This is a genomic window from Kribbella sp. NPDC051620 (assembly GCF_044453825.1).
Taxonomy (GTDB): domain Bacteria; phylum Actinomycetota; class Actinomycetes; order Propionibacteriales; family Kribbellaceae; genus Kribbella.
The window spans coordinates 314,981-336,989 of the sequence record NZ_JBITDB010000006.1 but is presented as its reverse complement, the minus strand read 5'-3'; the positions used below and the strand labels follow the sequence as shown (position 1 = coordinate 336,989).

The 22,009-nt window shown below is 67.0% G+C and carries 22 protein-coding genes and 2 tRNA genes; 16 read left to right on the top strand and 8 right to left on the bottom strand.

Annotated elements, in window-relative coordinates; all coding sequences use genetic code 11:
• Positions 1–61: 61 nt before the first annotated feature.
• Positions 62–643, top strand: a complete 582-nt coding sequence (locus tag ACIA12_RS31200; RefSeq protein WP_396370765.1) for a hypothetical protein — start codon at positions 62–64, stop codon at positions 641–643.
• A gap of 77 nt (positions 644–720) precedes the next feature.
• Here ACIA12_RS31200 and ACIA12_RS31195 read toward each other — a convergent pair whose 3' ends face one another.
• Complete coding sequence (locus ACIA12_RS31195; protein WP_396370764.1) at positions 721–1,740, bottom strand: hypothetical protein; 1,020 nt, start codon at positions 1,738–1,740, stop codon at positions 721–723.
• A 199-nt stretch (positions 1,741–1,939) separates the two neighbouring features.
• Positions 1,940–2,905 carry a GNAT family N-acetyltransferase gene (locus tag ACIA12_RS31190; RefSeq protein ID WP_396370763.1) on the bottom strand — a complete coding sequence of 322 codons (966 nt, stop codon included), beginning with the start codon at positions 2,903–2,905 and terminating at the stop codon, positions 1,940–1,942.
• A 101-nt stretch (positions 2,906–3,006) separates the two neighbouring features.
• Between ACIA12_RS31190 and ACIA12_RS31185 the strand changes: the two genes are divergently transcribed.
• The 5 genes from ACIA12_RS31185 to ACIA12_RS31165 all read left to right on the top strand — a co-directional run bounded on the left by ACIA12_RS31185 (position 3,007) and on the right by ACIA12_RS31165 (position 5,858).
• A tRNA-Met gene (locus ACIA12_RS31185) sits at positions 3,007–3,083 on the top strand.
• Positions 3,084–3,221: 138 nt separating this feature from the next.
• Entirely contained in the window at positions 3,222–4,277 is a 1,056-nt protein-coding gene (locus tag ACIA12_RS31180; RefSeq protein WP_396370762.1) for an expansin EXLX1 family cellulose-binding protein, read from the top strand.
• A 96-nt stretch (positions 4,278–4,373) separates the two neighbouring features.
• Complete coding sequence (locus ACIA12_RS31175) at positions 4,374–4,904, top strand: SigE family RNA polymerase sigma factor (protein WP_396370761.1); 531 nt, start codon at positions 4,374–4,376, stop codon at positions 4,902–4,904.
• Positions 4,901–5,686 (top strand): hypothetical protein, encoded by a 786-nt coding sequence (locus ACIA12_RS31170; protein ID WP_396370760.1) that lies wholly within the window; start codon positions 4,901–4,903, stop codon positions 5,684–5,686. Before ACIA12_RS31175 ends, ACIA12_RS31170 begins: the two co-directional genes overlap by 4 nt.
• A gap of 98 nt (positions 5,687–5,784) precedes the next feature.
• Positions 5,785–5,858 (top strand) — tRNA-Met (locus tag ACIA12_RS31165).
• A gap of 77 nt (positions 5,859–5,935) precedes the next feature.
• Here the strand turns inward: ACIA12_RS31165 and ACIA12_RS31160 are convergent.
• Positions 5,936–6,583, bottom strand: a complete 648-nt coding sequence (locus tag ACIA12_RS31160; RefSeq protein WP_396370759.1) for a hypothetical protein — start codon at positions 6,581–6,583, stop codon at positions 5,936–5,938.
• A 183-nt stretch (positions 6,584–6,766) separates the two neighbouring features.
• Between ACIA12_RS31160 and ACIA12_RS31155 the strand changes: the two genes are divergently transcribed.
• The 7 genes from ACIA12_RS31155 to ACIA12_RS31125 all read left to right on the top strand — a co-directional run bounded on the left by ACIA12_RS31155 (position 6,767) and on the right by ACIA12_RS31125 (position 15,400).
• Positions 6,767–7,714, top strand: a complete 948-nt coding sequence (locus ACIA12_RS31155; RefSeq protein WP_396370758.1) for an alpha/beta fold hydrolase — start codon at positions 6,767–6,769, stop codon at positions 7,712–7,714.
• A 50-nt stretch (positions 7,715–7,764) separates the two neighbouring features.
• Positions 7,765–8,514 (top strand): amidohydrolase family protein, encoded by a 750-nt coding sequence (locus tag ACIA12_RS31150; protein WP_396370757.1) that lies wholly within the window; start codon positions 7,765–7,767, stop codon positions 8,512–8,514.
• Between the two features lie 88 nt (positions 8,515–8,602).
• Positions 8,603–8,878 carry a YggT family protein gene (locus ACIA12_RS31145; RefSeq protein WP_396370756.1) on the top strand — a complete coding sequence of 92 codons (276 nt, stop codon included), beginning with the start codon at positions 8,603–8,605 and terminating at the stop codon, positions 8,876–8,878.
• Positions 8,879–9,048: 170 nt separating this feature from the next.
• On the top strand, positions 9,049–9,681 hold the full coding sequence (locus ACIA12_RS31140) for a hypothetical protein (protein WP_396370755.1): 633 nt from the start codon (positions 9,049–9,051) through the stop codon (positions 9,679–9,681).
• A 126-nt stretch (positions 9,682–9,807) separates the two neighbouring features.
• Positions 9,808–10,560: a cobalt transporter gene (locus ACIA12_RS31135; RefSeq protein ID WP_396370754.1), complete on the top strand. Its 753-nt coding sequence runs from the start codon at positions 9,808–9,810 to the stop codon at positions 10,558–10,560.
• 17 nt (positions 10,561–10,577) lie between these two features.
• On the top strand, positions 10,578–14,894 hold the full coding sequence (locus ACIA12_RS31130; protein ID WP_396370753.1) for a hypothetical protein: 4,317 nt from the start codon (positions 10,578–10,580) through the stop codon (positions 14,892–14,894).
• Positions 14,867–15,400 (top strand): Ig-like domain repeat protein, encoded by a 534-nt coding sequence (locus ACIA12_RS31125; protein ID WP_396370752.1) that lies wholly within the window; start codon positions 14,867–14,869, stop codon positions 15,398–15,400. The genes ACIA12_RS31130 and ACIA12_RS31125 overlap by 28 nt, the downstream gene beginning before the upstream one ends.
• Here ACIA12_RS31125 and ACIA12_RS31120 read toward each other — a convergent pair.
• Positions 15,372–16,133: an endonuclease/exonuclease/phosphatase family protein gene (locus ACIA12_RS31120; RefSeq protein WP_396370751.1), complete on the bottom strand. Its 762-nt coding sequence runs from the start codon at positions 16,131–16,133 to the stop codon at positions 15,372–15,374. The genes ACIA12_RS31125 and ACIA12_RS31120 overlap by 29 nt on opposite strands.
• A gap of 76 nt (positions 16,134–16,209) precedes the next feature.
• On the opposite strand from ACIA12_RS31120, the gene ACIA12_RS31115 reads away from it, so the two are divergent.
• Positions 16,210–16,380, top strand: coding sequence for a hypothetical protein (locus tag ACIA12_RS31115; protein WP_396370750.1), 171 nt, complete (start codon positions 16,210–16,212; stop codon positions 16,378–16,380).
• A 4-nt stretch (positions 16,381–16,384) separates the two neighbouring features.
• Here ACIA12_RS31115 and ACIA12_RS31110 read toward each other — a convergent pair whose 3' ends face one another.
• The 3 genes from ACIA12_RS31110 to ACIA12_RS31100 form a co-directional block, all read right to left on the bottom strand.
• Positions 16,385–16,762, bottom strand: coding sequence for a DUF1304 family protein (locus ACIA12_RS31110; RefSeq protein WP_396370749.1), 378 nt, complete (start codon positions 16,760–16,762; stop codon positions 16,385–16,387).
• Positions 16,763–16,808: 46 nt separating this feature from the next.
• Complete coding sequence (locus tag ACIA12_RS31105; protein ID WP_396370748.1) at positions 16,809–19,058, bottom strand: FUSC family protein; 2,250 nt, start codon at positions 19,056–19,058, stop codon at positions 16,809–16,811.
• 117 nt (positions 19,059–19,175) lie between these two features.
• Positions 19,176–20,066 carry a LysR family transcriptional regulator gene (locus tag ACIA12_RS31100; protein ID WP_396370747.1) on the bottom strand — a complete coding sequence of 297 codons (891 nt, stop codon included), beginning with the start codon at positions 20,064–20,066 and terminating at the stop codon, positions 19,176–19,178.
• A 57-nt stretch (positions 20,067–20,123) separates the two neighbouring features.
• Here ACIA12_RS31100 and ACIA12_RS31095 point away from each other — a divergent pair, with 57 nt between their 5' ends.
• Both ACIA12_RS31095 and ACIA12_RS31090 read left to right on the top strand, forming a co-directional pair.
• Positions 20,124–20,990, top strand: a complete 867-nt coding sequence (locus tag ACIA12_RS31095; RefSeq protein ID WP_396370746.1) for an NAD(P)-dependent oxidoreductase — start codon at positions 20,124–20,126, stop codon at positions 20,988–20,990.
• 146 nt (positions 20,991–21,136) lie between these two features.
• Positions 21,137–21,568 (top strand): excalibur calcium-binding domain-containing protein, encoded by a 432-nt coding sequence (locus ACIA12_RS31090; protein ID WP_396370745.1) that lies wholly within the window; start codon positions 21,137–21,139, stop codon positions 21,566–21,568.
• A gap of 95 nt (positions 21,569–21,663) precedes the next feature.
• Here ACIA12_RS31090 and ACIA12_RS31085 read toward each other — a convergent pair whose 3' ends face one another.
• Positions 21,664–21,990: a putative quinol monooxygenase gene (locus tag ACIA12_RS31085; RefSeq protein ID WP_396370744.1), complete on the bottom strand. Its 327-nt coding sequence runs from the start codon at positions 21,988–21,990 to the stop codon at positions 21,664–21,666.
• Between the last annotated feature and the right edge of the window lie 19 nt (positions 21,991–22,009).

Sequence of the window (22,009 nt, the reverse complement as noted above, 5' to 3'; positions counted from 1 at the left end):
CGGCACCTTCTCTGACAAGGAACCCCGCACCCGCACGGGTGCTTCGTCTGAGGAGGCAGCAATGTCGTTTTCGTCGTCCTGGTCCGCCGTCCGCCCCGCCACCCGCCGTATCGTGATCGGCGGCGCCACCGCATTGGGTGTTCTGCTACCGACCGCCGCAGTGGCCAACGCGGTGGAACCAGCGTCATCGTCCGGACAGCACCGGACGTCCCCATCGACCCAGCAGAGGGCGTGCATCTTGGACGGATTCGCCATCGACCACCTGCCCGGCGGCATCGGCACGTCGAGCGACTTCGAGTACGAGTGGGAGGACGTCACCTTCCACAGCCGGGTCTGGGAGACCGGCCCCGACCCCGAGGGCGCGACCAAGGTCGACCTCACTGTGAAGACCATCCGCGGCGAGAAGGTCATCGACCTCGAGGCACTGCGCACCTTCCTGGCCGAGTACCACGAGCACGACCCGGCGACCTGGGAGCTGACCGCCATCGACGTCGCCGGCTACGGCGGCTACCGAGCCGACGACCAGATCTTCTTCTTCATCTCACCGGGAGTCGCCGCCGAGGTCTCGATCGACCGCACTCGTTTCACCGACGACGACCTGCTCAGCACAGCAATGGGCTTCCACCCGGAGGACACCGCCTGACCGAATGCGCCGTGGGCCCCACACCGAGCAATGTCGGTGTAGGGCCCCCGGCTCTCGCGTCAGCAGCTCTTGTCAGCTCAGAGGATCGAGTTCGCGCTGACCGTGAAGCCGGTGTTGACCAGCGCGCCGGCGTTGGTGAAGCAGTTGACATCGCGCACGATCAGATCCGGACCCGAACTGCTGTTGGTCCAGAACGTGTTGAGCCCGCAGAAGTGCGAGTTCGATCCGTGCGCGGTCACCTGGACCGTGTTCTGGGTGAAGGCGATCCGCGGGAAGGTCACCATCGACAACCCCACACCGGCCGGCAGGATCGTGTTCGCTCCGAGCCCGAGCACCGAGTTCATGTTGGTGCTCGGCGGTCCGGCCGGCGGCTGGTTCAGGAAGAAGCCGAAATACTTCGGCGGGAAGGCAGCTCCGTACAGGGAGGCCTTGTACTGGTAGGTGAGCGTGAAACGCGTGTTCAGCAAGGCGCCGCCCGCGTCGAAGCAGAGCACCCTCACGTCCTGGCCGGCACCGCTCGAGCTCCAGACGCGAACCTTGCAGCGCGCTCCTTGCTGTGGGTTGACGGCCGTGGCTTGCAGACTGCCGTCAAGAGTCCCGCCAGCCACCAACCCGGGGAACTTCACCTGCCACTGCCCGACACCGAGCGGCGTGGAGGTGTTCGGAGCGCCGGACGAGTTGTACTGGCTGACCAGCAGGCCGTTCGGCTGCGAATCGACATACCCGAACAGACCTGGCGCCGGACCGCCGGACGCACTGACGAAGAACGCGCTGAAGCTCGTCACGTCGAGCGCACCGCCGGCGCGGTAGCAGCGAATGTTGACGATCTCGTCCGGCCCGGACTGGAACCAGTTCTCGGCCTGGCACCAGTGCGGCGCGTTGTTGATGGCCGTGACGTGTACGACCCCACCGGACGCACCCTGTCCGGGGAACTTGAGCTGGTACCGGCCGGGCGCCAGCGGGATGACGCTGCTCGGCGCCGGCCAGGTGCCGGTCGGGATGATGGTGCCCGCGGTCTGGTTCCACAGCACCCAGGCCTTGTGGTCCGGGACGGCGGCATCAGCGGGCTGGATGATCGTGAGGGCCCCCGCCAGCATCAACACACATGCTAGGAGGCGGGCAAGCAAAGACGGACGTGGCATCGGATTCCCCCCTTTAAGGAAATGATCCTTAGGAACGATTACTGAGGGAATGCAAGCATGCGCATTGTGCGCATGGCAATAGCTCACCGTGATGCCTTGTATACAGAGCGTTTGATTGATGAGCTGTCGTTGCGCGATGCAAACGATGGCTTGATCAGTGGCCGATCATCCGGTGCAGACGATGGAATGTCTGCACGAATCCGAGCCGCGGCCAGGCTCTTGAAGACAGCAGATTCGTCACCCGCCAGTCCGTCACCACGGAGGTGTATCCGACTCCCGCTGCCCAGTTCAGCACCGCCTCACCGAGCGCGCGCCCGGCTCCTGCGCCACGCGCCTCGGGAAACACCGCCGCATAAGCAAGGAAGCCGGCATTGTCAGGCTGCGCCAACCCGCTGTGTGCACTCGACTTCTCCAGCGAGCACCCGATCGCCGAGCCGATCACCTTTCCGTTGCGCTCAGCAACAAAGGTGGCATAGTCCTGGTCGTCGATCGACTCCTCCCAGTCCGCGAGCGCCTCCTCGATCGTCGGCAGCTCCCCGGAGCTGAACGTCGGCGCCAATGCCTGGTGCTGCGGCAGTACGAGATCGAGCTCGGCCAGCGCCTGGATGTCCGCACGCCCAGCTCGACGTACCGTCAACCCCGGTCGCGACGGCAACGGCTCGGCGGGAGCCGGCATCACCGCATGTGCATGCTGCCCCCCGAATCCCAACCGGAACCAGGCATCCAGCAACTCCGGATCATCAGGCACCAACGCGTACTGTGCCGTCTTCCCGTCCGCCACCCACTTCGTTGCCGCGACAGCATAAAGATCCCGGATCGTCTCCGGCTCCCGCACCGCATGCCCTGCCCGCTCCACCCAGACGTTCTCGCCCCACACCGGCGAACTCTTAGGGGCCCCCAGCAAGTATCCGGTGACCTCCCCGCCCTCCACCAGCACAGCCCCCGACGCTCCCTCGGTCTCCCAGGCGGCAGTCACCTCGACCAGCGCAACCTTCGGATCCTCATACTCTGCAGGCAACAACGGATGCCTACCCCGATGCCGCTCCTGCCGCTCCGCCAGCAACCGCGCGGCCGCCCACAGATCCCCACCCCGGAACTCCCGAACCACCCCATCGCCCATACCCAGAAGCTACGCCGCCCGCCCCACCCGCGAAACGTCTTTTCTTCCCGGCGGCCAATTTGGACTCCAGCCCGACATCCCCTAAGCTGAACACACAACGACGCGGGGTGGAGCAGCTCGGTAGCTCGCTGGGCTCATAACCCAGAGGTCATAGGTTCAAATCCTATCCCCGCTACCACGGAAGACCCCCGACCAGGCAACAGCTTGGTCGGGGGTCTTCGTCGTTCGTGCTGTTCTTCGGCTGGCTGGCGGCAACCTTTTCCTCTTCGGTGGCAACTGCGGGGTGGACGTCGACTCGGTCAACCGAAGGATGGGCATGAGGACAACGAAGCACGGTACGGCGCAGCCACCGAAGAAGCACCGGCGGACCGCCGGCATTCCGCTGGCACTGCTGGCCGCCGGCGGGGTGGTCTGTCTGGCCGCCGCGCTCGTCACCAGGGGTGGCGCTGATCCCCGCCGTACCGCCGACGTGTCCGCCCCGGCTGCCCAGGCGAGCGTCTCTCCCGATTCCGCTCCTCCGGGCGGGACGGCCGACGCCACGACCGCACCGACGCAGCCGCCGGTCACGAGCCCGCCCTCACCCCGTACTCCGAAGTCCTCGGCCGTCGGCCGTGCGCGGGCAGCTTCCAGGACCCCGCGCGTCGCGTCCGCGGGGACTGCGAAGCCCACGGCGACGAAGCCTGCGGAGACCGCGAAGCCCGAGGCGACCGCGAAGCCCGCGGGTACTGCAGAGAGCGCGGGTACCGCAGGGTCCTTGGCGGGACGGATCAAGCCTGCTGTCCGGTACCGCGGCGTCGCCACCGCCTACGAGGCAGGTGACGGCAACGGTGCCTGCCTCTACGGTCCGTCCGGCGACCTGATGGTCGCGGCGATGAACCACACCGACTACGAGTCGGCCAAGGCATGCGGGGCGTACGTGCTGGTCCGCGCCGCCAACGGCGCCTCCATCACGGTACGGATCGTCAACGACTGCCCTTTGCCCTGCGCACCCGGGCAGCTCGACCTCAGCCAACAAGCCTTCGCCAAGCTCGCCAAACTCTCCGTCGGCAGGCTGCCGATCACCTGGACGCTGCTGAGCCCCGCTGCGGCCGGCACGATCTCCATCCGCTACAAGGATGGGTCGAGTCAGTACTGGTGTGGCATTCAGGCGATAGGTCACCGCAACCCGTTGGCCGCCCTCGAAGTCCAGACCGCCAGAGGCTGGCGAAAGCTGGAGCGCACCGGCTACAACTACTTCCTCTCCACCGATGGCAGCGGATGCGGCAAGGCGATCAGGATCACCGACATCTACGGTGAGCGCCTGACCATCAAGGGGATCGCACTCAAACCGGACGTCGCGCAGGCGACCCGGGTCCAGTTCGCCCGGCATTGACCGTGCCACCCGGCCATCCGGCAGCAGGTGAGGGGCGCTGTTACCCTCAGGCCGATTGTTAGCGCGCACATCACAGGGAGAGGGCGACCGCGGGAGATGCTTCTCGACGACACGTCCGCGGAGTTCCACGACTTCTTCGAACGCCATTACGGCGAACTGGCTCGTCTCGCCCACCTCCTGACCGGCGAGAAGGACGCGGCCGACGACCTCGCCGCCGACGCGCTGGTCGCGCTGTGGCAGCGATGGGACCGGTTGCGGGCAGCGCAACATCCGGTCGCCTACGCTCGGGGCGTAGTGGCCAATCTGGCGCGGGAACGGATCCGCAGTACGGTCCGCGAGCGACGGCGAGTAGCGCTGTTCTGGTCGCGCGATACGGCGGTGGTGGACGGGCCGGACGTCGCGGGCGTGCTGGATGTCCGGGCCGCACTCGGACGGCTGCCGTTCCGCAAGCGGGCTTGCGTGATCCTGCGCCACGCCTTCGACCTGTCGGAGAAGGACACCGCAGCCGCGTTGGGCATATCGGTCGGTACGGTGAAAAGCCAGACCTCGAAGGGGATGGCCGAGCTGGAACGGCTGCTCGGCGCGGCAGCAGTCGGCAAGCTGGCAGTAGGAAGGAGGAACCGGTGAACGAGGAGATCAGCCGACAGCTGCGAGAGGCCGCCGAGGCGCACGAGCCCAACCGGGCAAGGATTCTGGCGCGGGTCGAGCGCGGCATGGCCGACCCTACTGTCCGGCGTCGAACACCTGCCATCGTGAGGTCAGGGCACCGGGCAGCGATCGCCGCTCTCATCGCCGCCGCCACTCTGGCGACCGGTGGTCTTGCCGTCGCCGCCATCGGCGGAGTCCCGTCGATGCCGTCCACCGGCCCCGCACCTGCCGTCTCATCCCCAGTCGTCACTTCCACGCCGACGCCGTCGGTCCGCGCCACCAGCACCCCCACCAGGTCGGCCCCGGCCACCACTCCAGCCACCACCCCGGCCAGTCCGCGCCCAACTCCGACGGCGAGCAGCCGGTTCCAGAACGGGCCGTTGTGGTCCCAAGGCTCGCTGGACCCGGACAGCAGCATCTACTGGGCCCAGAGCAACCTGATCCTCAAAACCACCCAGCCGCTCACCTCGCTCACCGTGGAACTGCGCATCGTCCAGACCGGCGGCGTGCGGACGACCGGCAACTGGCGGACCCTGCCGCCGGAGGACTTCACCGTCACCGTTCACGAGTCCGGCGGTTCGCTGCTCTACCGCTGGGTCCTCAAGCCCGGCCGCACCGTGCCGGCCGGACAGCACGAGTTCGCCGCCCAGTACAACCACGCCACCGGCAACCGCAAGACCGGGCGAGACAAGTACTACGCCCACGCCCAGACCCCCACCGGCCCCACCACAGTCTGGGGAGGATTCCCCCCACCCCGGTGATGCTCCCGCGCCAGCGCCAGCGCCAGGATCTTCCCCTTGCCAGCCCCGATTTGGATGCTCACCGGCCATCACCTAGACTGAACCTCGTAAGAAAGCGGCGCGGGGTGGAGCAGCTCGGTAGCTCGCTGGGCTCATAACCCAGAGGTCGCAGGTTCAAATCCTGCCCCCGCTACTTCAGAAGGCCCGGACCATCGGTCCGGGCCTTCGTCTTTCCCCAGGCAGCACGCCCGCTCCTCCGTCGCGCTCTGGTCAGCTGCGGGTGATTCCGAATGGCACGACGGCGATGACCAGGATGAAGCCGGCGACTGGCCACAGCCACTGAGGGTTGTGGGGCCAGGCCAGGAGCAGGGCTGGAATGGTGAGGGCGATGGCGAGGCCGGCGGCGGCCACGATGTCGGCAACGCGCCGCCTGGTCAGGCTCTCCCGGGTCGCCGGGTAAGAACTCTCGGGGGGACTAACCGATGGCGGGGTCTGCGCCCAGTAGGTGATCAGGCCGGCCGCGCGTTCCTCGGCGATGATGGGCTTCCGCAAGGCCAGCGCGGTGCAAGGGCGGCCATCTCGCCGAATGATGGAAACTCCGAAGGAGCCGGGCTTGGCCGAGACGACGGTGTCTCTGGGGATTCGGTGAGTCCCCAGCGGATTGCGCACAACCAGCTCGTCGGGTGAGAGCCAGACCGCGGGTCGTACCAAGGCAAACCACCACAGCGCCGCGTAGATCGCGATCGCCGTGAGCGGGTCGCTGATCGGAAGGTCTGTCGTCGCGGTGGAGATCAGGCCGATCGTGCCGGTAGCGAGGAGCGCCGCGCCCGTGCCGAGCCGAACGGCCAGCGCTACCCGCCAACAGCGACCGGCCGCGCCGTCCGCCAATCGCGATTCCACCCGACGGTCTGTACTCACTCACGAAGCATGACAGGCACCCACCCGGAGCGGAACCGTCACTCGCATGTGGGGGTGAAGCAGGGGGCTGGGCTGGTGGAGGAGTTGCCGGTGCGTGGGGAAGCAGGCAACTGCGTGGCTGTCGGTCAATCGGCGGCGGGTGCGTGGGGGTTTTGTTGCCCTGTTGGCGGTTAGAGTCGCCGGGTGGCTGAGCGAGTGGAGTTTCGGGGGCGGGTGGTGCTCGGTGGGTTTGGGCAGGAGGTTTCTGTACGGGGGGACGACGCGGGCAATCCGCTGTTGCTCGTCTTGCATGGTGGGCCTGGGTTGGCCGAGATGCCGTTGTTCGCGGCGTACAACTCCGAGCTTGAGCAGCACTTTCTGGTGGCGCACTGGGATCAACGGGGTGCCGGGCGGTCGTACGATGCCGGGATCCCGGCTGAGTCGATGACGTTGCGGCAGTTCGTCGCCGACGCGGTCGAGTTGATCGACGTTCTGACCGAACAGTTCGCGCAGAAGAAGGTCTACCTGGTCGCGCACTCGTGGGGCACCATGCTCGGCGCGATGATCGCGAGCGAGTACCCGGAGCGGCTGCACGCGTACGTCGGAGCCGGCCAGCTCGTCTCCGGACGGCGGGCCGCGCGGACGGCGTACGAGTTCGCCCTGCGGAAGGCGACCGAGCAGCAGCACGACGAAGCGATCGCCGCTCTCCGCCGGATGCAGCAGTCGGCCGCCGACGGAGGACCGACGTTCGCCGACGCGTTGGTCCATCGTGCCTGGGTCCAGTACTTCGGCGGCACGGTCAACGGCAGCCAAGAGGCGTTGTTCGCGCGGATGGATCCTGCCCTGCTGCGAGAGTACTTCGGCGAGCTGCGGCAGGTCACCCAGGAGTTCTCGTTCCGGTACCTGATGCCGGAGACCCTCGAGACGGACCTGCTGCACACCGCCCGCCGGTTCGAGATCCCCATCCACCTCTTCGTCGGCCGGTACGACCAGGTCACTCCAGCCGAGCAGGCGGCGGAGTACTTCGAGGCGATCGAAGCGCCGTCCAAACAGCTGCACTGGTTCGAGAACTCGGCCCACTTCATGCCGTTCGAAGAAGCCGGGAAGTTCAACACCCTGCTGACCACCATCGCGCTGGAGAATAGACCGTGATCATCGACGCTTGGGCTCAGCATTCGACCACAAGGCATCTGGCTGATCCGATGCTTGATTCGCTGCGGCGGTGGCAGCCGGAGATTCCGCGCGAGGAGCAGCCGGTTGCCAAGACGGTCGAGGCGATGGACGAGGCGGGTGTGGACAAGTCGCTGATCTCGGCCTGGGTCGCGCCGGGAAACGTGATGATCTCCAACGATGAGGTCGCCGGATTCGTGGAGCAGGCGGCCGATCGGTTGGTGGGGGTCGGATCGGTCGACATCAGGAAGCCGATGGACGCGGTGCGCGAGGTGAGGCGATGCGTCGACGAGCTTGGTTTCAAGGGGATCCGGGTGCTGCCCTGGCTATGGGAGGTGCCGCCGACGGATCGCAGGTTCTATCCGGTGTACGTCGCTTGCTGCGAAGCTGATGTCCCGTTCTGTACCCAGATCGGCCACACCGGTCCGCTGATGCCGTCCGAGGTCGGGCGGCCGATCTATCTCGACCAGGTGGCACTCGACTTCCCGGAGCTCAAGATCGTCGGCGGCCATATCGGCTACCCGTGGACGGACGAGGCGATCGCCGTCGCGACCAAGCACGAGAACGTCTACATCGACACCTCGGCGTACACCACTAAGCGCTACCCGCCCGCCCTGGTCGAGTACCTGCGCGCCCATGGCCGCCGCAAGATCCTCTTCGGCTCGAACTACCCGATGATCACGCCGGCCAAGGCGCTGCGGGATCTCCAGAGCCTCGACCTCGACGAAGAGGCGACCGGTCTGTTCCTCGGCGGCAACGCCCAGCGGGTCTTCGGGCTGTAACTGATAGTCAGCTAAGAAGTCGGGTTGGGGGACATTTCAGGGTTGGTTGCCTCGTTGTTCCTGGCAAGATGGAACAAAGGAGTTGGTCATGAGCTTGCTTGGAGCGCTTGTCGGGTACGCGTTGTCGGCGTTCCTGTTGGTACTGATCGCCCGGATGGTGCTGGACTGGGGCGGCGTGGTCGGACGCGGACCGGCCTGGGCCGTGAAGGCGCGGACGCTGACGCATACCTGGACCGAGCCAGTGCTCGAGCCGGTACGCCGCCGGGTGAGGCCGGTCCGTGCTGGTGGGATCGCCTTCGATCTGGCATTCACGATTGTGTTCGTGGCAGCGCTGATCGTCCGCTCGATCGCCTTCAGCCTCTAGCGTCGTCACCCTGCGGGGTTTGTTGCTCACCAGTCCTTAAAGGCTGCCGTTAACCGTTCACCAATGCGTCTCTTGGGGATTACCAAGAGGCGCATTGGTGTTCTCGGGGCGGCGGGAAAGTCCGGGAGTTGCGTTGATCGACGCGCTCGGGGCTGAGGGGTGGGGCGTTGGTGCTTGATTCGCTGCGCCCGGTGTCGCTGTCGATGCGGGGCGTCCGGCCGGTACTACGTATGCTCGCCGTCGTCGGCGCGCTCACCGCGATCGGCCTGGGCGCGCTCGTCACGGCTGAGCCGGCTGAGGCGCATCCGTTCGGGGATCCGCAGACTGTCGCCATCCGGCTCGATCCGGCGCGGGCGGACGTGGTGCGGGTGCGCTGGAAGGTCGGTGGGCTTGACGATCTGACGCTGCTCGGCGTCGCGCTCGGAGTACTGCCGCAGAGCCGGGTCATGCTCGACGGCGCCGCCTTCTTCGAGCCGGCGGATGCGTCGGCGATCGGTCCGTCGGCGAAGTTCAGCGCCTACTTGTTGCAGCAGATCAAAGTACGTACCAACGGGCGAGGGTGCGCCGGGATCGTCGAGCCGCCGAAGCAACTGGCCAAGACCGGCGTCGAGATCGCCTTCACCTGCCCGGAGCCGGTCGCGAAGGCCGACATCACCGTCCGCACGCTGACCGACCTCAACCCCGCGTACCGAACCCTCGCCACCGGCCCGAACGGCGAGCGCACTGTCTACTCGACCGAGAAGGACACCTATGGCTGGTCCCTCGGCAGCCCAACAAGCCGGCAGCGCAACGGCCGTAGCTGAAGCCGATGCCAGTCGGAGCGCGGCGATCCAGCTCTCGGCGGTGGCCGGGGGAGTAGTGCTCGTCGTGGCACTAATACTGCTGGCGGTAAGGCGACTACGCCAGACGCGCCGTCAGCAGGTGGCCGCATGATCACCCTCGCGCTCTCCGATCAGTTGCAGAACTTCGTCACCTCGCCTGGTGTGCCGACGGTTGCGTTTGGGCTCGCGTTTCTTGCAGGGGCAGGGCATGCGGTGATGCCGGGGCATGGGAAGAGTCTCGCCGCGGCCTATCTCGTTGGCTCCCAGGGGAAAGTCAAAGACGCAGCCTGGCTGGGTGGGTCTGTCGCAGTCATGCACACCATCTCGGTGCTGGTCATTGCGCTCGCCTGGACCTTCTTGTCGCTCGCCGATGTGATCCGGATGCAGCAGCTCACCACAGCTCTGCAGTTGATCGCCGGCCTCCTGGTAGCGGCCACTGGGCTGTACCTGGCCCGACGCCATCTCCAAACAGGCTCCCACGGCCATGGGCACGGCCATGGGCACGGACACGGGCACGGCCATGAGGAAGCGAAGCGGCCGGGGCTGTTGATGTTGGGGATCTCCGGTGGGCTCACCCCTTCTCCGGCGGCGTTCCTGGTGTTGGTGGCCGGGCTGTTCATCGGCCGGGCCGGCTTCGCGCTGCTGCTGGTGATCACCTTCGGCGCCGGTATGGCCGTAGTCCTCTTCGCCGTCGGCCTCCTGGCCATCGCAGGCAGCTCCGTCGTCGTCCGAGGCGCCCAGACCCAGTCAGTACTACGCCTAGCCACCCGCATAGCCCCCGTACTAGCCGCTGTCGGCCTAACGATCGCCGGGCTCGGCATGACCGTCCTAGCTGCTCTCCACCTCACCGCTGTTCTCTGAAGGAGACACCGAACCAGATGACACTCCGACTGCGCCCAGGACGACGTACCCGCGTCCTCTCCGCACTAGCAGCCACAGCGCTGATAGCCGGTTCCGGTGCCGCGATCGTCCCAACCACTGCAGGTGCCGAGGACGCCCCACCGAACGCCAGCGCCCCGACCCTCAACCTGCGCGCCGGCCAAACACTGGAAGGCACGGTCAAGGTCCAGGCCGAGCCTGCCACCGAGAACGACTCCGTCGACTCGATCACCGTCGATGGCACGAAGCTCGACGCCGCCAAGACGGCCGGCACGGCGCACCTCAGCTTCGACATGGGCGGCAACGGCACCGAGGCTCGATACCACAACTACATCACCGTCAACGGTCACACGGCCGCGGCCGAGCGCATCTTCTTCCCTGACATCCCCGGCGGCCGGGCGGGCACCCTTGACCTGGACGGCGACTGGCTGAAGACCGGCGTCAACACGGTCACCGTCCACGCCGGCGCGAACTGGGTCGACACGACCAACACCGCCGCGGTCGGGTACGAAGTACTGCCGAACGGTGAAGGCGCGCGCTGCCCCAACTACGACGACTTCCCGTTGACGAGCCTCAGCCTGAGCCTGCTCGGCGTGGTCATCGACGGCGAGCAGAACGCGTTCAGCTACAGCTTCGGTGACGGTACCTGCGGCAGCTCGAAGCACCTGCTCACCCAGGATCTGACCTTCGTGCTCTCCGGGGAACCGGGTAGCACAGCGGGCCTGAGCAAGGACCTCGACACCACAACGCTTGCCAACGGCACCCATACCGTGACTGCCACCAGCAAGTCGGGCAAGGTGCAGAGCGTCACCGTCGACGTCAACAACTCCCCGGCCGGCGCCGCCAAGCTGACCCCGGCCGACGGCGCGCTGCTCAAGAGCACCCAGCCGATCATCGCGGCCCTCCCGAACGGCAGCCACGACCAGGTCGAGTCGCTCGCGATCGACGACCAGCCGGCCCAGAACGCGGAAACCCTGGCTCAAGGCACCGCAACCCTCAACCTCACGATCGAGGCCGGCAACTCCGCCGAAGCGAAGTACCACAACTATTTGCTGGTCAACGGCAGCCGTGTCGACCTCGGTGGCGACTACGGGGTCAATGGCGCGGAAGCGATCAGCCTCAAGCTCCCGCAGCGATTCCTCAAGCCCGGTGACAACACGGTCCAGCTCAAGACCGGCGACTACAACGGCACGGCGAGCGGCGCGACCTGCGCGAACCACGACGACTTCAAGCTCACCCGTACCTCCGCAGCGCTCGCGCTGAGCACCGCGGGCACGGTCACCGCCGGTACGACGTATCTGGTGACCACCACCGGATCCGCGGTCACCAAGACGCCGACCACGGACGCATCGCTCGCGCTGGGCGATGGCACTTGTGGCCCCAACAAGGAGGCCGAGTTCCACTTCACCATCGCCGATGCTCCGACCACCCGCACGATCGAGACGCTGGGCAGTGGCGGCGACGCGCACCTGAAGCTGTTCATCGGCGGCAACGGTTCCGACAACGGCTACGACAACCTCGTGCTGATCAACGGCATCCCGCTCAAGCTCGGCATCTGGGAGAAGGAGACCGCTGACCTCACCTTCCCGAACGAATGGCTCGTGCCGGGCGTCAACACGATCGAGTTCGTCGCGGGCAACGACCACGGCAGCGCCAACGCCGGCGGCTGCGACAACTACGACGACTTCACGATCAGAGATCTCGAGCTGCAACCAGCGCAGGCCAAGGCGACCCAGCTGACCAAGCTCATCGCCGGTACCACCGTCACGATCGGTTCTGCGAGCTACCCGGCCGGCACGCCGGTCACCACCTACATCGGCGACGGCACCTGCGGCAACAGCTTCAACTCCGTACTGGACAAGGCGATCCTCTTCGACGTCACCGCCGCCGATGGCACGCCCGCACCGGCCCTGGGCCTGCGCGCCGACGTCGACACCAAGACGATCGCGGACGGCGCGCACACGCTCGAGGCCGTCGTCGGCGACAAGACCTCGACCCGCCGCTTCTCCGTCGACAACACGGCGCCGGAGATCGAGAGCAGCGTCCCGGCCGAGGGCCAGAAGCTGACGTCGACGGTCGCGCTCACCGTCAAGGTCAAGGACGCTTCAGCAATCGCCGGTACGCCGGCCATCACGCTCGACGGCAAGGCAGTCAAGCAAGGCGACCAGATCGGCCATGGCCTGCCGGCCGGTGCGCACACGATCGCGGTCACCGCGACCGACTCGCTCGGCAACACGGCCACGAGGCAGGTGCACTTCACCAGCGCGAGCATTCCGGACGTACCGACCGAGCTGAAGGCAACGGTCGCCGGTCGCAACGCCCCGTCGGCCACGCTCGCCGCCAAGATCCCCGGCGAGGACGGCGTACCGCTCAAGGCGACGTTCACCAAGGCGGACGTCGTGCTGCCGTCGAGCGGCTACCAGGGCATCGCGAGCGCGGTACCGACCACGCTCGACATCACGCATGACGGCTCGGTGCAGGTCGACTCGTTGCGGCCGCTCGACGGCAAGACGATCGACACGCAGTCAGCGCGGGACGTGGTCTTCCAGCGATACGACCTCAACCTCGGGACGACCGCGAAGACTCCGACTCTGCGCTGGGAAGGCACGATCGACCCGGCCCGTGTCGTGGCTTTCAGAGTTTGGGACAAGGCGGCACAGAAGTGGGTCGCGCTGACCAGCGCCCGCGGCCGAACCGGCCAGAGCACGGTACTGACTGCCCAGCTGGATGCTCAGTACCGCGATGGCGGGATCGCACACGTGCTGGTCACCGGTGAGGATCCTTTCGCCGACGATCTGGAACCGCGCGACGCCTCGGCGCAGAACACCAAGGACCACTTCGAGGACCCTGGCACGTACGACTTCTCGATCGCGCACTTCACCGACACGCAGTACCTGACCGAGGGCGCCGCCGGTGGAACGTACGACGACTGGGACGGCCAGAGCGAGGCGTCGGATGTCGAGACCGCCGAGGAGCAGGCGATCTGGGCGGCGGCGTACCGCAACGAGACGCAGTGGATCGCCGACAACGCGGCCGGCCGCAAGATCGCGTACGCCGCGCACACCGGCGACATCATCGAGAACGACTGCTACGACCCGCTGGCCAAGAACCCGGACGGCTCGCTGCAGCGTCCCGGCCTGAACGCGGAAGTCGACAAAGAGCTAGCGGCCGCGTCGAGCTACCAGAAGATCCTGGACGACAACGGCGTGGTCAACCAGGTCATCGCCGGCAACCACGACAACCAGCTGGGCGCCGAGACCGGACCGGACTCGCGGTTCAGCAAGATGTTCAGCGCCGATCGGTACAACGCACTGGCCAAGACCTGGCCGGCCGGCACCGAGTACCACGCGTGGGACGAGAAGACGAACCCCGACGGCAGCATCACGCCGGGCAAGGACAACCAGAACAACTACGTCCTGTACTCCGCCGGCGGACTCGACTTCGTCGCCGTCGGCCTCTCGTACGGCGTGACGCCCGACGAGGCCAGGTGGGCCGACTCGATCTTCAAGCGGTACAAGGACCGCAACGGGATCCTGTTGTCCCACGACTACCTCAAGCCGTCGCCCAACCCCGACGGCCGCGGCGCCGACTTCTCCTCGCCGGACGGCTCGCCGCTCTACAAGCAGGTCGTCGAGAGCAACCCGAACGTCTTCCTGGTGCTGGCTGGTCACGAGCACGGCGTCGGCACCAACCTGAAGACGAAGGTCGGCGTGACGGTCGCGCACGATGTCGTCGAGCTGCTGGCGGACTACCAGTTCTACACGGTCCCGGCCAGTGAGTTGTGGCCGAAGCTGGTCGATGCCGCAGGCAACATCGATGTCAACGGTGATGGCAAGCCGGACCACAAGGCGACGGACCGGCTGCAGTTCGGCGCGAGCTTCCTGCGGCTGCTGCAGTTCGACGTCAAGCGGGCTGAGCTGCACATCGACACGTACTCGCCGTTCCTCGGCAACTTCGGGGCGACCGAGTACGACGTACGCCAGGACGGTAGCCAGACCAAGCCGCGCTACAACGGCGCCGAGGACAACCTGACGCTGCCGGTCGACCTGACGACGCGCAAGACGTCCTTCTCGACGGACTCGCTCGCGGCGTACGTACCGACCACCGAGATCGGGTCGGACGACGTGGTGGCCAACGGCACGGCCTCGGTGACCTGGACGGGGCTCGCGCCGGCGACGTCGTACGGGTGGATCGTCTCGGCAGTCAGTGCAGACGCCGGTACTGCGGTAGCGCAGCCTGCGGTGTTCCGGACCGTCAAAGGCGAGGCGACTGTGCGACGTCTGCTCCGGTGGACTGGGGCACTGCGGCCAAGGTGACGGTCAAGGTGACCGCTGACGACCTACCGGTGACTGGCACGGTCGAACTGCGCGAGGGCGACAAGGTACGTGGCACTGGCACTCTCAATGCCGGTACTGCGAGCTTCCCGCTGCCAGTGGGTCTCGCATCCGGCACGCACCCGCTAACGGTCTCGTACTCCGGCAGCGACTCACTCGACGCAGCTACCGGCGTTGCCACGGTGACGGTGAACCTACCGCCGGCCTGGAGCCCCGCTGCCTCCTACAAGGCCGGGACAAGGGTCAGCCTCGACGGCAAGGTCTACCTGGCGTCCTGGGCGAGCCAGAACCAGAAGCCGGGCGCGCCCTATGGCGCCTGGGAAGAGCTGGCGATGACCGAGGACGGCACGACGATCTGGACGGCCTCGCGAGTGTTCCGGACCGGCGACCGGGCCTTGTACGAGGGCCGCCTGTACGAAGCCAAGTGGTTCAACAACAACCAGCCGCCGAGCACCGCGCCTAGCGGTCCTTGGAAGCCGATCGGCTGAGCCGAGCCTGGAGGCCGAGATGGTCGGAGAGGTAGCCGAGGGTTGGCGACTCCTCCTCGAAGACCACCTCGGCCGACTCGGTCGTCAGCCCGGCGGTCAGGATGAAGTCGATGCACTGGGACCGCATCCCGGCCGGCAGATAGGCCTGCTGGAACGTCGGCGCGCACTCGCCGCCGAATGCGTCGGTCAGCTTGGTGGTGCTCAGAAACTCTTGTACCAAAGGCTTTTGCAGTGGGATGTTGAAGTCGCCGGTCACGATGCAGGGCGATGAGAGTTCCGCGACCACCTGCGCGAGTGCGGTCAGTTGCGCCCGATGGATCGGGTGAAATCTGTTCGACGCCGACCAGGTGCCGTCGGTGTTGGCGAGCAGGTGCACGTTCACGATCGACACCCCGGCGACCCGGGTCACCAATGCGCCCTTCAGGAATCCCCGCCAGCGCAACGATCGCTCCGCACTCCGGGGCGCCGGCAGCCGCTGATATCGCGTGGACTCCAGCGGCAGTCGTGAGAACGTCACCACACCGCCGGCTGGCCCGGCGAGCGACGGGCGGTAGGCAGCCCGGAACGACGGCATGCCCATCGCGAGTCGGCGTAGATGGTAGTAGGTCAAGACCTCCTGGACGTTGACGACCTGCGCCGGCGACGCCTCGAAGGCGCGCGCGATCTCGGCGTACCGGACCGTGAGGTTCGAGCCCTTGACCGGCATCCCGCGGGTGTTGAGAGTGGCGACCACCAGCTGTCCGTTAGCTGAACGCCCACACCGGGTACCTGAGCGCTTCCCCGCCCGGAATCTCGACAGGAGAAACACCATGTTCGCCATTATCGCCGCAGTGATCTTCGGACTCGCGCTCATTCTCGACTGGGCGAACGCTTCCGTCAGTGACGCCTTCACGCCGCAGACCCTGCTGATGGCCGGCCTGCTCTGCATCGCCCTGCACCTGGCCGGCATCGGCACCACCCGCTGGGGCCGCCGCCGCTGATGCGCTAGGTCGTCGCCGCGACGACGAGGAGGACGAGGTTCGGCACGGCTTCCATCACGGAGTTGAGCCAGAGCCTCGGCTGCGTGACCAGCATGACGACCGCGAGGAAGACATGCTGGCACGCGGTGAACAGGATCAACGCCTGACCGGCGTCCGGATGGCTCGTGTGCAGCAGGTACGTCCCGATGAACAGCGCCGCAGCCGTCGTGAGGTTGTAGTACGCGATACAGATCCGCCAGAGCCGGACGGCATCGTAGTCGGCCGGCTTGATCAGGAACATGAAGTAGAGCCGGCGGTTCTTGTAGAACCACAGCTCCATCGCCCAGACCGACACCAGGATCACGCCGATCACGACGGCGAGGACCTGCACCGCAGTACTCATCAGAGACACCCCCTGAGCACCAATATGGTACGAGTCTCTGACTAAATCAAGGCTGGACCTCGAGCGCGCGTTGCAGGCGGCGTAGTCCGTCGAGGTGGTCGGCGGTCCAGAGCATCCGTACTGCCGTCGCGGTCCACCGTCCGTCGTCTGCGGTGAGGTCAGTGCGTACTGCGTTGACCAGGCGTTCCTCTGCGTCGCCGTCCCGCTCGATCGGGGTCGGTACCTCGCCTGCTCCGGCCAGCGCGAGGGCGGTCTCCTGGTACCAGTCCACGAGCACACCGGTGGCGTCGATGAGCTCCATCCGGGCAGCTGTCCGGTCGCCCGTCGGGGAGTCGCCACGACTCCACAGCTCGAGGATGGCGTCCACAGTGATGCGCAGTACCGCGACGCCCGACACCAGCGTCGCCACGTTGGCCAGGGGGAGTTGCTTGCCGCCCCGCTCGGCCAGGTAGGTCCGGAAGGCGTCGTCGAGTCGGCGTGCAGCGGCAGCAGCCTTCCTCGAGGCTTCATCCGGTACTGCGGCCGGCCCGGCTCGACCGTCGCAGCGGCTCACCGCATAGGCGATCGCCTGGCGCAGGTAGTGGGCGCTGTCGGAGTACCCCTCGGCTAGCGCCTGCTGCAGAGCGGCTGTTGCCCCACGCGGCCACAGGAGCAGTCCGACGAGCAGACTCACCGCAGAGCCGATCGCTACGTCTTCGATGCGTACTAGCCCGATCTCCCAGCCTGCTGGCGAGATGATGTCGAACAGGATCAGCAGTACGCCGGTGAACGCGGCCTGCCCTGCCGCGAACGAGAACGCCGCAGGGGCCAGTCCTGCGAGTAGTACGGCGATCGGCAGCAGGAACCAGGCGACAGTGGTGTTGGAGCCGATGGCCAGTACTACGGCGCCGCCGATGATGATGCCGGCCACTGTGCCGGCTAGTCCGCGGAGGGCGTTCTGGCCGGTGCTCAAGGCGTTGGAGCGCAGTACGGCGAGGGTGCCGAAGACGACCCAGAACGAGTGCTGCACGCCGGTGAGGTCCGCGATCAAGACGGCCAGGGCGAGGCCGACCGCGCCCCGGATGCTGTTGTGGAGCCAGACCGAGTGGAGCTCCAGATGCGCGCCTGCACGCTCCTTGACAGACGACAGGGGTGAGCCGGGGCCGGTGGGGCCGCGGCCGAGGAGGTGACCCCACCAGCTGCGGCCGCGGGCTGCTACTGCGAGTTCGATGTTCTCCGCGATGGCGGCGACGGCGAAGCTCATCTCCTGGGCTCGGAAGGTCGGTTCGAGTGCGCTGACGAAGGCTTTGACCATGCTGTCGTCGCTCGCTGGTGATGCCGGCAGTTCGGTGACGGCTTGTTCCAGGGCGAGACGTGCCTCGTGAAGTCGGCTGAGGGTCTCCTCGAAGCCGGTGAGGTTGCTGTTGTCGTCGTCGAGGACGTAGGCGGCTCGGTCGAGGAGATCAGCGGATGCCTCGTAGACGGCGATCAGATAGGGGGCGGCTGGGCCGCGGTTCGGCATGCGGGGGTGGGGTTCGAGGACGGAGTTGAGCCAGATGACTTCGTCGACCACCCGGACCAGGGTTCGGGCGGAGGTTGAGAGGCCGGTGGGGCGGTACGGCGTACCGAAGAAGGTTTTGCGGAGTTCGGCTACTGCTGCGGAGGCTTCGCCGGCTTGGTAGATCAGGGCGGCTTTGTTCTCGGTGTCGGCTGGGTTGCGGAGGCAGTCGAGGCCGGCTCGGAGGCGCCTGGCGAGCAGAGTGCAGGCGTGGGCGGTGGGGCCGCGGAGAGGCTCGCGGGTCGGGGCCGGCCAGAGGAGGGTGATGGCGATGAGGGAGGCGGCGCCTGCCAGTAGCCAGCCGATGAGGCGGTCGGGGAGCGTGGTCATGCCGCCGGGGAGGCTGACGGGGAGGATGAAGCTGGCCAGCAGGGCGATTGTCGCGCTGGCGAGTACTGAGCTGATGACGCCGACGAACAAGATGATGAAGGCAACGATCAGGGTCGCGGCGGCGGCCGTCCAGACGGAGCCGGAGGCAACGGTACCGATCGAGATCAGGATCAGGCCGGCGGCGATCAGGCTCAGCTGGGCCTGGATCCGCTCGAGCTTGCTACCGCTGAAGTCGACGAACAGCACCGTCGACATCGACCCGAACGACGCGAAGATCGCGATCACCGGATTGTCGAGCACCAGATAGGCGAAGGCGAACGCCGCCGGCATCACGACTGCGGCGCGTCCCGCGCGACGGGTCGCGGACAACCCGGCGTCTTTGGCGCGGAGCCATTGGAACAGCTTCACCGGACTCCACGGACCAGACACGGCTCCGAGCGTACGCCGCCAGGCCCGCAGTCAGCTAGCAAGTGCGGGCAGATCGCCGCTCGCTCGCCATGCCCGCGGGCGCCGGCCCCGGCCTCCGCCTTGGGCCAGTTGCAGTCGTCAGGTGTGGAGGATCTCGAGGAAGGCGCGCGTTGCGGGGGAGGGGGTGAGGCCGCTGATGGTGGCGGTGTAGATCTGGCGGGGCGGCATGTCGTCGGGGTGGATGCGGACGAGCTTGATGTCGGGGCGGACGGCTTCGGCGGCCAGCGACGGGACCAGGGTGATTCCGGTGCCTGCGGCAACGAAACCTTGTTTGGCCATCCAGTCGCGGGCGACGAATCCGATCTTGGGCTGGAAGCCGGTGCGGAGGCAGGCGCTGATCAGAGTGTCCTCAGGGCGGGAGCTGCCTGCGATCCACTGCTCGTCCTGCAGGTCGGTGAGGCGGACCTGGCGGCGGCGGGCGAGGCGGTGGGTCGGTGGCAGAGCGACGTACATGAAATCGTCCCGGAGCTTGCGGAGATCGAAGCCGTCGAGGTGCTGGACGGCCGGGTAGCTGACGACGGCGACGTCTGCTTCGCCGGCGCCGAGTAGTTCGAGCAGGCCGGAGGTGAAGCCTTCACGGAGGCTGATCCGCACGTCGGGGTAGCGGCGCTGGAAGGTGGCGATGGCTTGCGGGATCAGCGCGGCGTCGGCGGTGGCGAAGGCGGCGACCCGGAGGCGGCCGGTGGCCAGTTCGCTGAGGTCGGTGAGTTCCTGGCGGGCCGCGTCGAGGCGGTCGAGGACGGCCTGGGCGTGCGAAAGCAGACGGCGGCCGGGCTCCGTGAGTCGGACGCCTCTTGGGAGGCGGTCGAACAGCGCAGTACCGGCTTCGTCTTCAAGGGTTGAGATCTGCCGGGAGACCGCGGACTGGGTGTAGCCGAGGACCGGGGCGGCAGCGGTGAACGAGCCGCGGGCGGCGACCGCGACGAAAACGCGGAGGAGCGGCGTCGAGAAATCATGCGGCTGCGGCATGGGTTCCATGCTAGACATTCGCTACTCACATTGCTCGGCGATGGCTAGCGTTGGGGCATGGACAAGAACACGAAGATCGCTTTCCTCGGCCTCGGCTCGATGGGCGCTCCGATGGCCCGCCGCGTTCTGGCCGCCGGCTACCCGCTGACCGTCTGGAATCGCACCACCACCCGCGCGCTCGCCTTCGCCGGAGCAGCAGTCGGCTCCGGTACGGGCTCCGAGACGGTCAAGGTTGTGGACTCGCCTGCTGACGCGGTACGGGATGCCGATGTGGTGATCACGATGCTGGCGGATCCGGCAGCGGTTCGCGAGGTCGTGGGAGCCTTCGCGAGCTCGCTCAAGCCGGGCGCCGTGCTGATCGACGCATCCACCATCGGCCCGGAGGTCGTCGCCGAACTCGCCGGTCTGCTGCCCGCGACCGTCAATCTGATCGACGCCCCGGTGATGGGCAGCGTGGATCGCGCGGCGAGCGGCGAACTCCTCCTGATGGTCGGCGGCGAAGCAGACCCGGTACTTCCGCTGCTCGAGCTCTTCGGCACGGTCAACCGCACCGGCCCCGTCGGCACCGGCGCCGCCCTGAAACTCGTCTTGATCAACGCCGTGATCAATGGGGTGGCCGTAGTAGCCGAAGCAATGGCGCTGGCCGACGCCCTCGGCATCCCCGAAGCGCACGTCAAAGCAGCCCTCTCCTCTTCAGCCCTGGCAGGCCTGGCCGGACGCGCCTTCGCCACCGACGCCTACTTCCCCGTCCGCCTGGCCGCCAAGGACGTCGCCCTCGCCACCGCGTCCACCGACCTCCCGATCGCCCACGCAGTACACACCCGCCTGACCGCCTATCCCGAGATCGCCGACGAAGACCTCGGCCAGATCGTCAAGTCCTTCAGAACGCTTTCCGTAGTACCGAGGGTTGATCGCGCTAGGTAACGAAAGAGGGACGACTCGCGAGTAATGGCCGTTCACCCGTCGCGGGGTGTGATGAACGACTGGTAGGCATGGGGTCGCTCGGACCGTGGGGGCCCGGGCGACAACGATCCCGTCCCGGGGGGAACCGGGGACGGGTTGGGGGAGTAATGATCAGATTCCAGCCTGCCCTGAAAGCCTTCGCAGGCCTCATCGCCGCTACCGCGCTAGCCACCGCTTGCGGCGCCACCACCACCGAAAACCGGGCCGCGTCCCAGACCACAGTCACCACCACGGTCACCAGTACGCCGGCCGCCAAGCCGGCCCCACTGGTATCGATCCCACCGAAAAAGCCGGCCACCGTCGTACCGACCGTCAAGCCACCGAAGAGGATCTCCGCCCCGAAGCCGACCAGAAAGCCGACCACCCACCGAACCACCACCAAGCCGAAGCCGAAGCCCACGGCCACCAAGACCACCGCCAGCGCGTACTACGCCAACTGCACCGAGGTCCGAGCCGCCGGCGCCGCCCCCATCCACCGAGGCGAACCCGGCTACTCCAGCAAGCTGGACCGAGACGGCGACGGGGTGGCTTGCGAGTAGCGGGACGGCCAGTACATCAATACCCGGCACAAAGGCCCGGCTTGCGCCGGTAAGCGTTTGTCTGCGGGGTATTGATGTGGTGGAGATCCGCTGGGTCAGCGGTCGACTGCCAGTTCGCCCAGTTCGGACCAGTTGGACTGGTCGAGTTTGAAGTTGACGATTCTGGGAGTCTCGGCCAGGTGGGGTGGGAGGTCGGATTGGGCCGCTTTGAAGTGGTCGGAGTTGACGTGGGCGCCGGCCGCTTCGTCGTCGGCGAAGGCCTCGACGAGGACGTACTCGGTGGGGTCGTCGAGGCTTCGGGACCAGTCGAACCAGAGGTTGCCGGGTTCGGCGCGGGTGGCCGCGGTGAAGTCGGCGGTGATTGACGGCCAGTTGTCGGCGTCCTCGGGCAGGACCTTGAACTTTGCGGTGATGAAGATCATTCGCCGATCGTATCGGCGG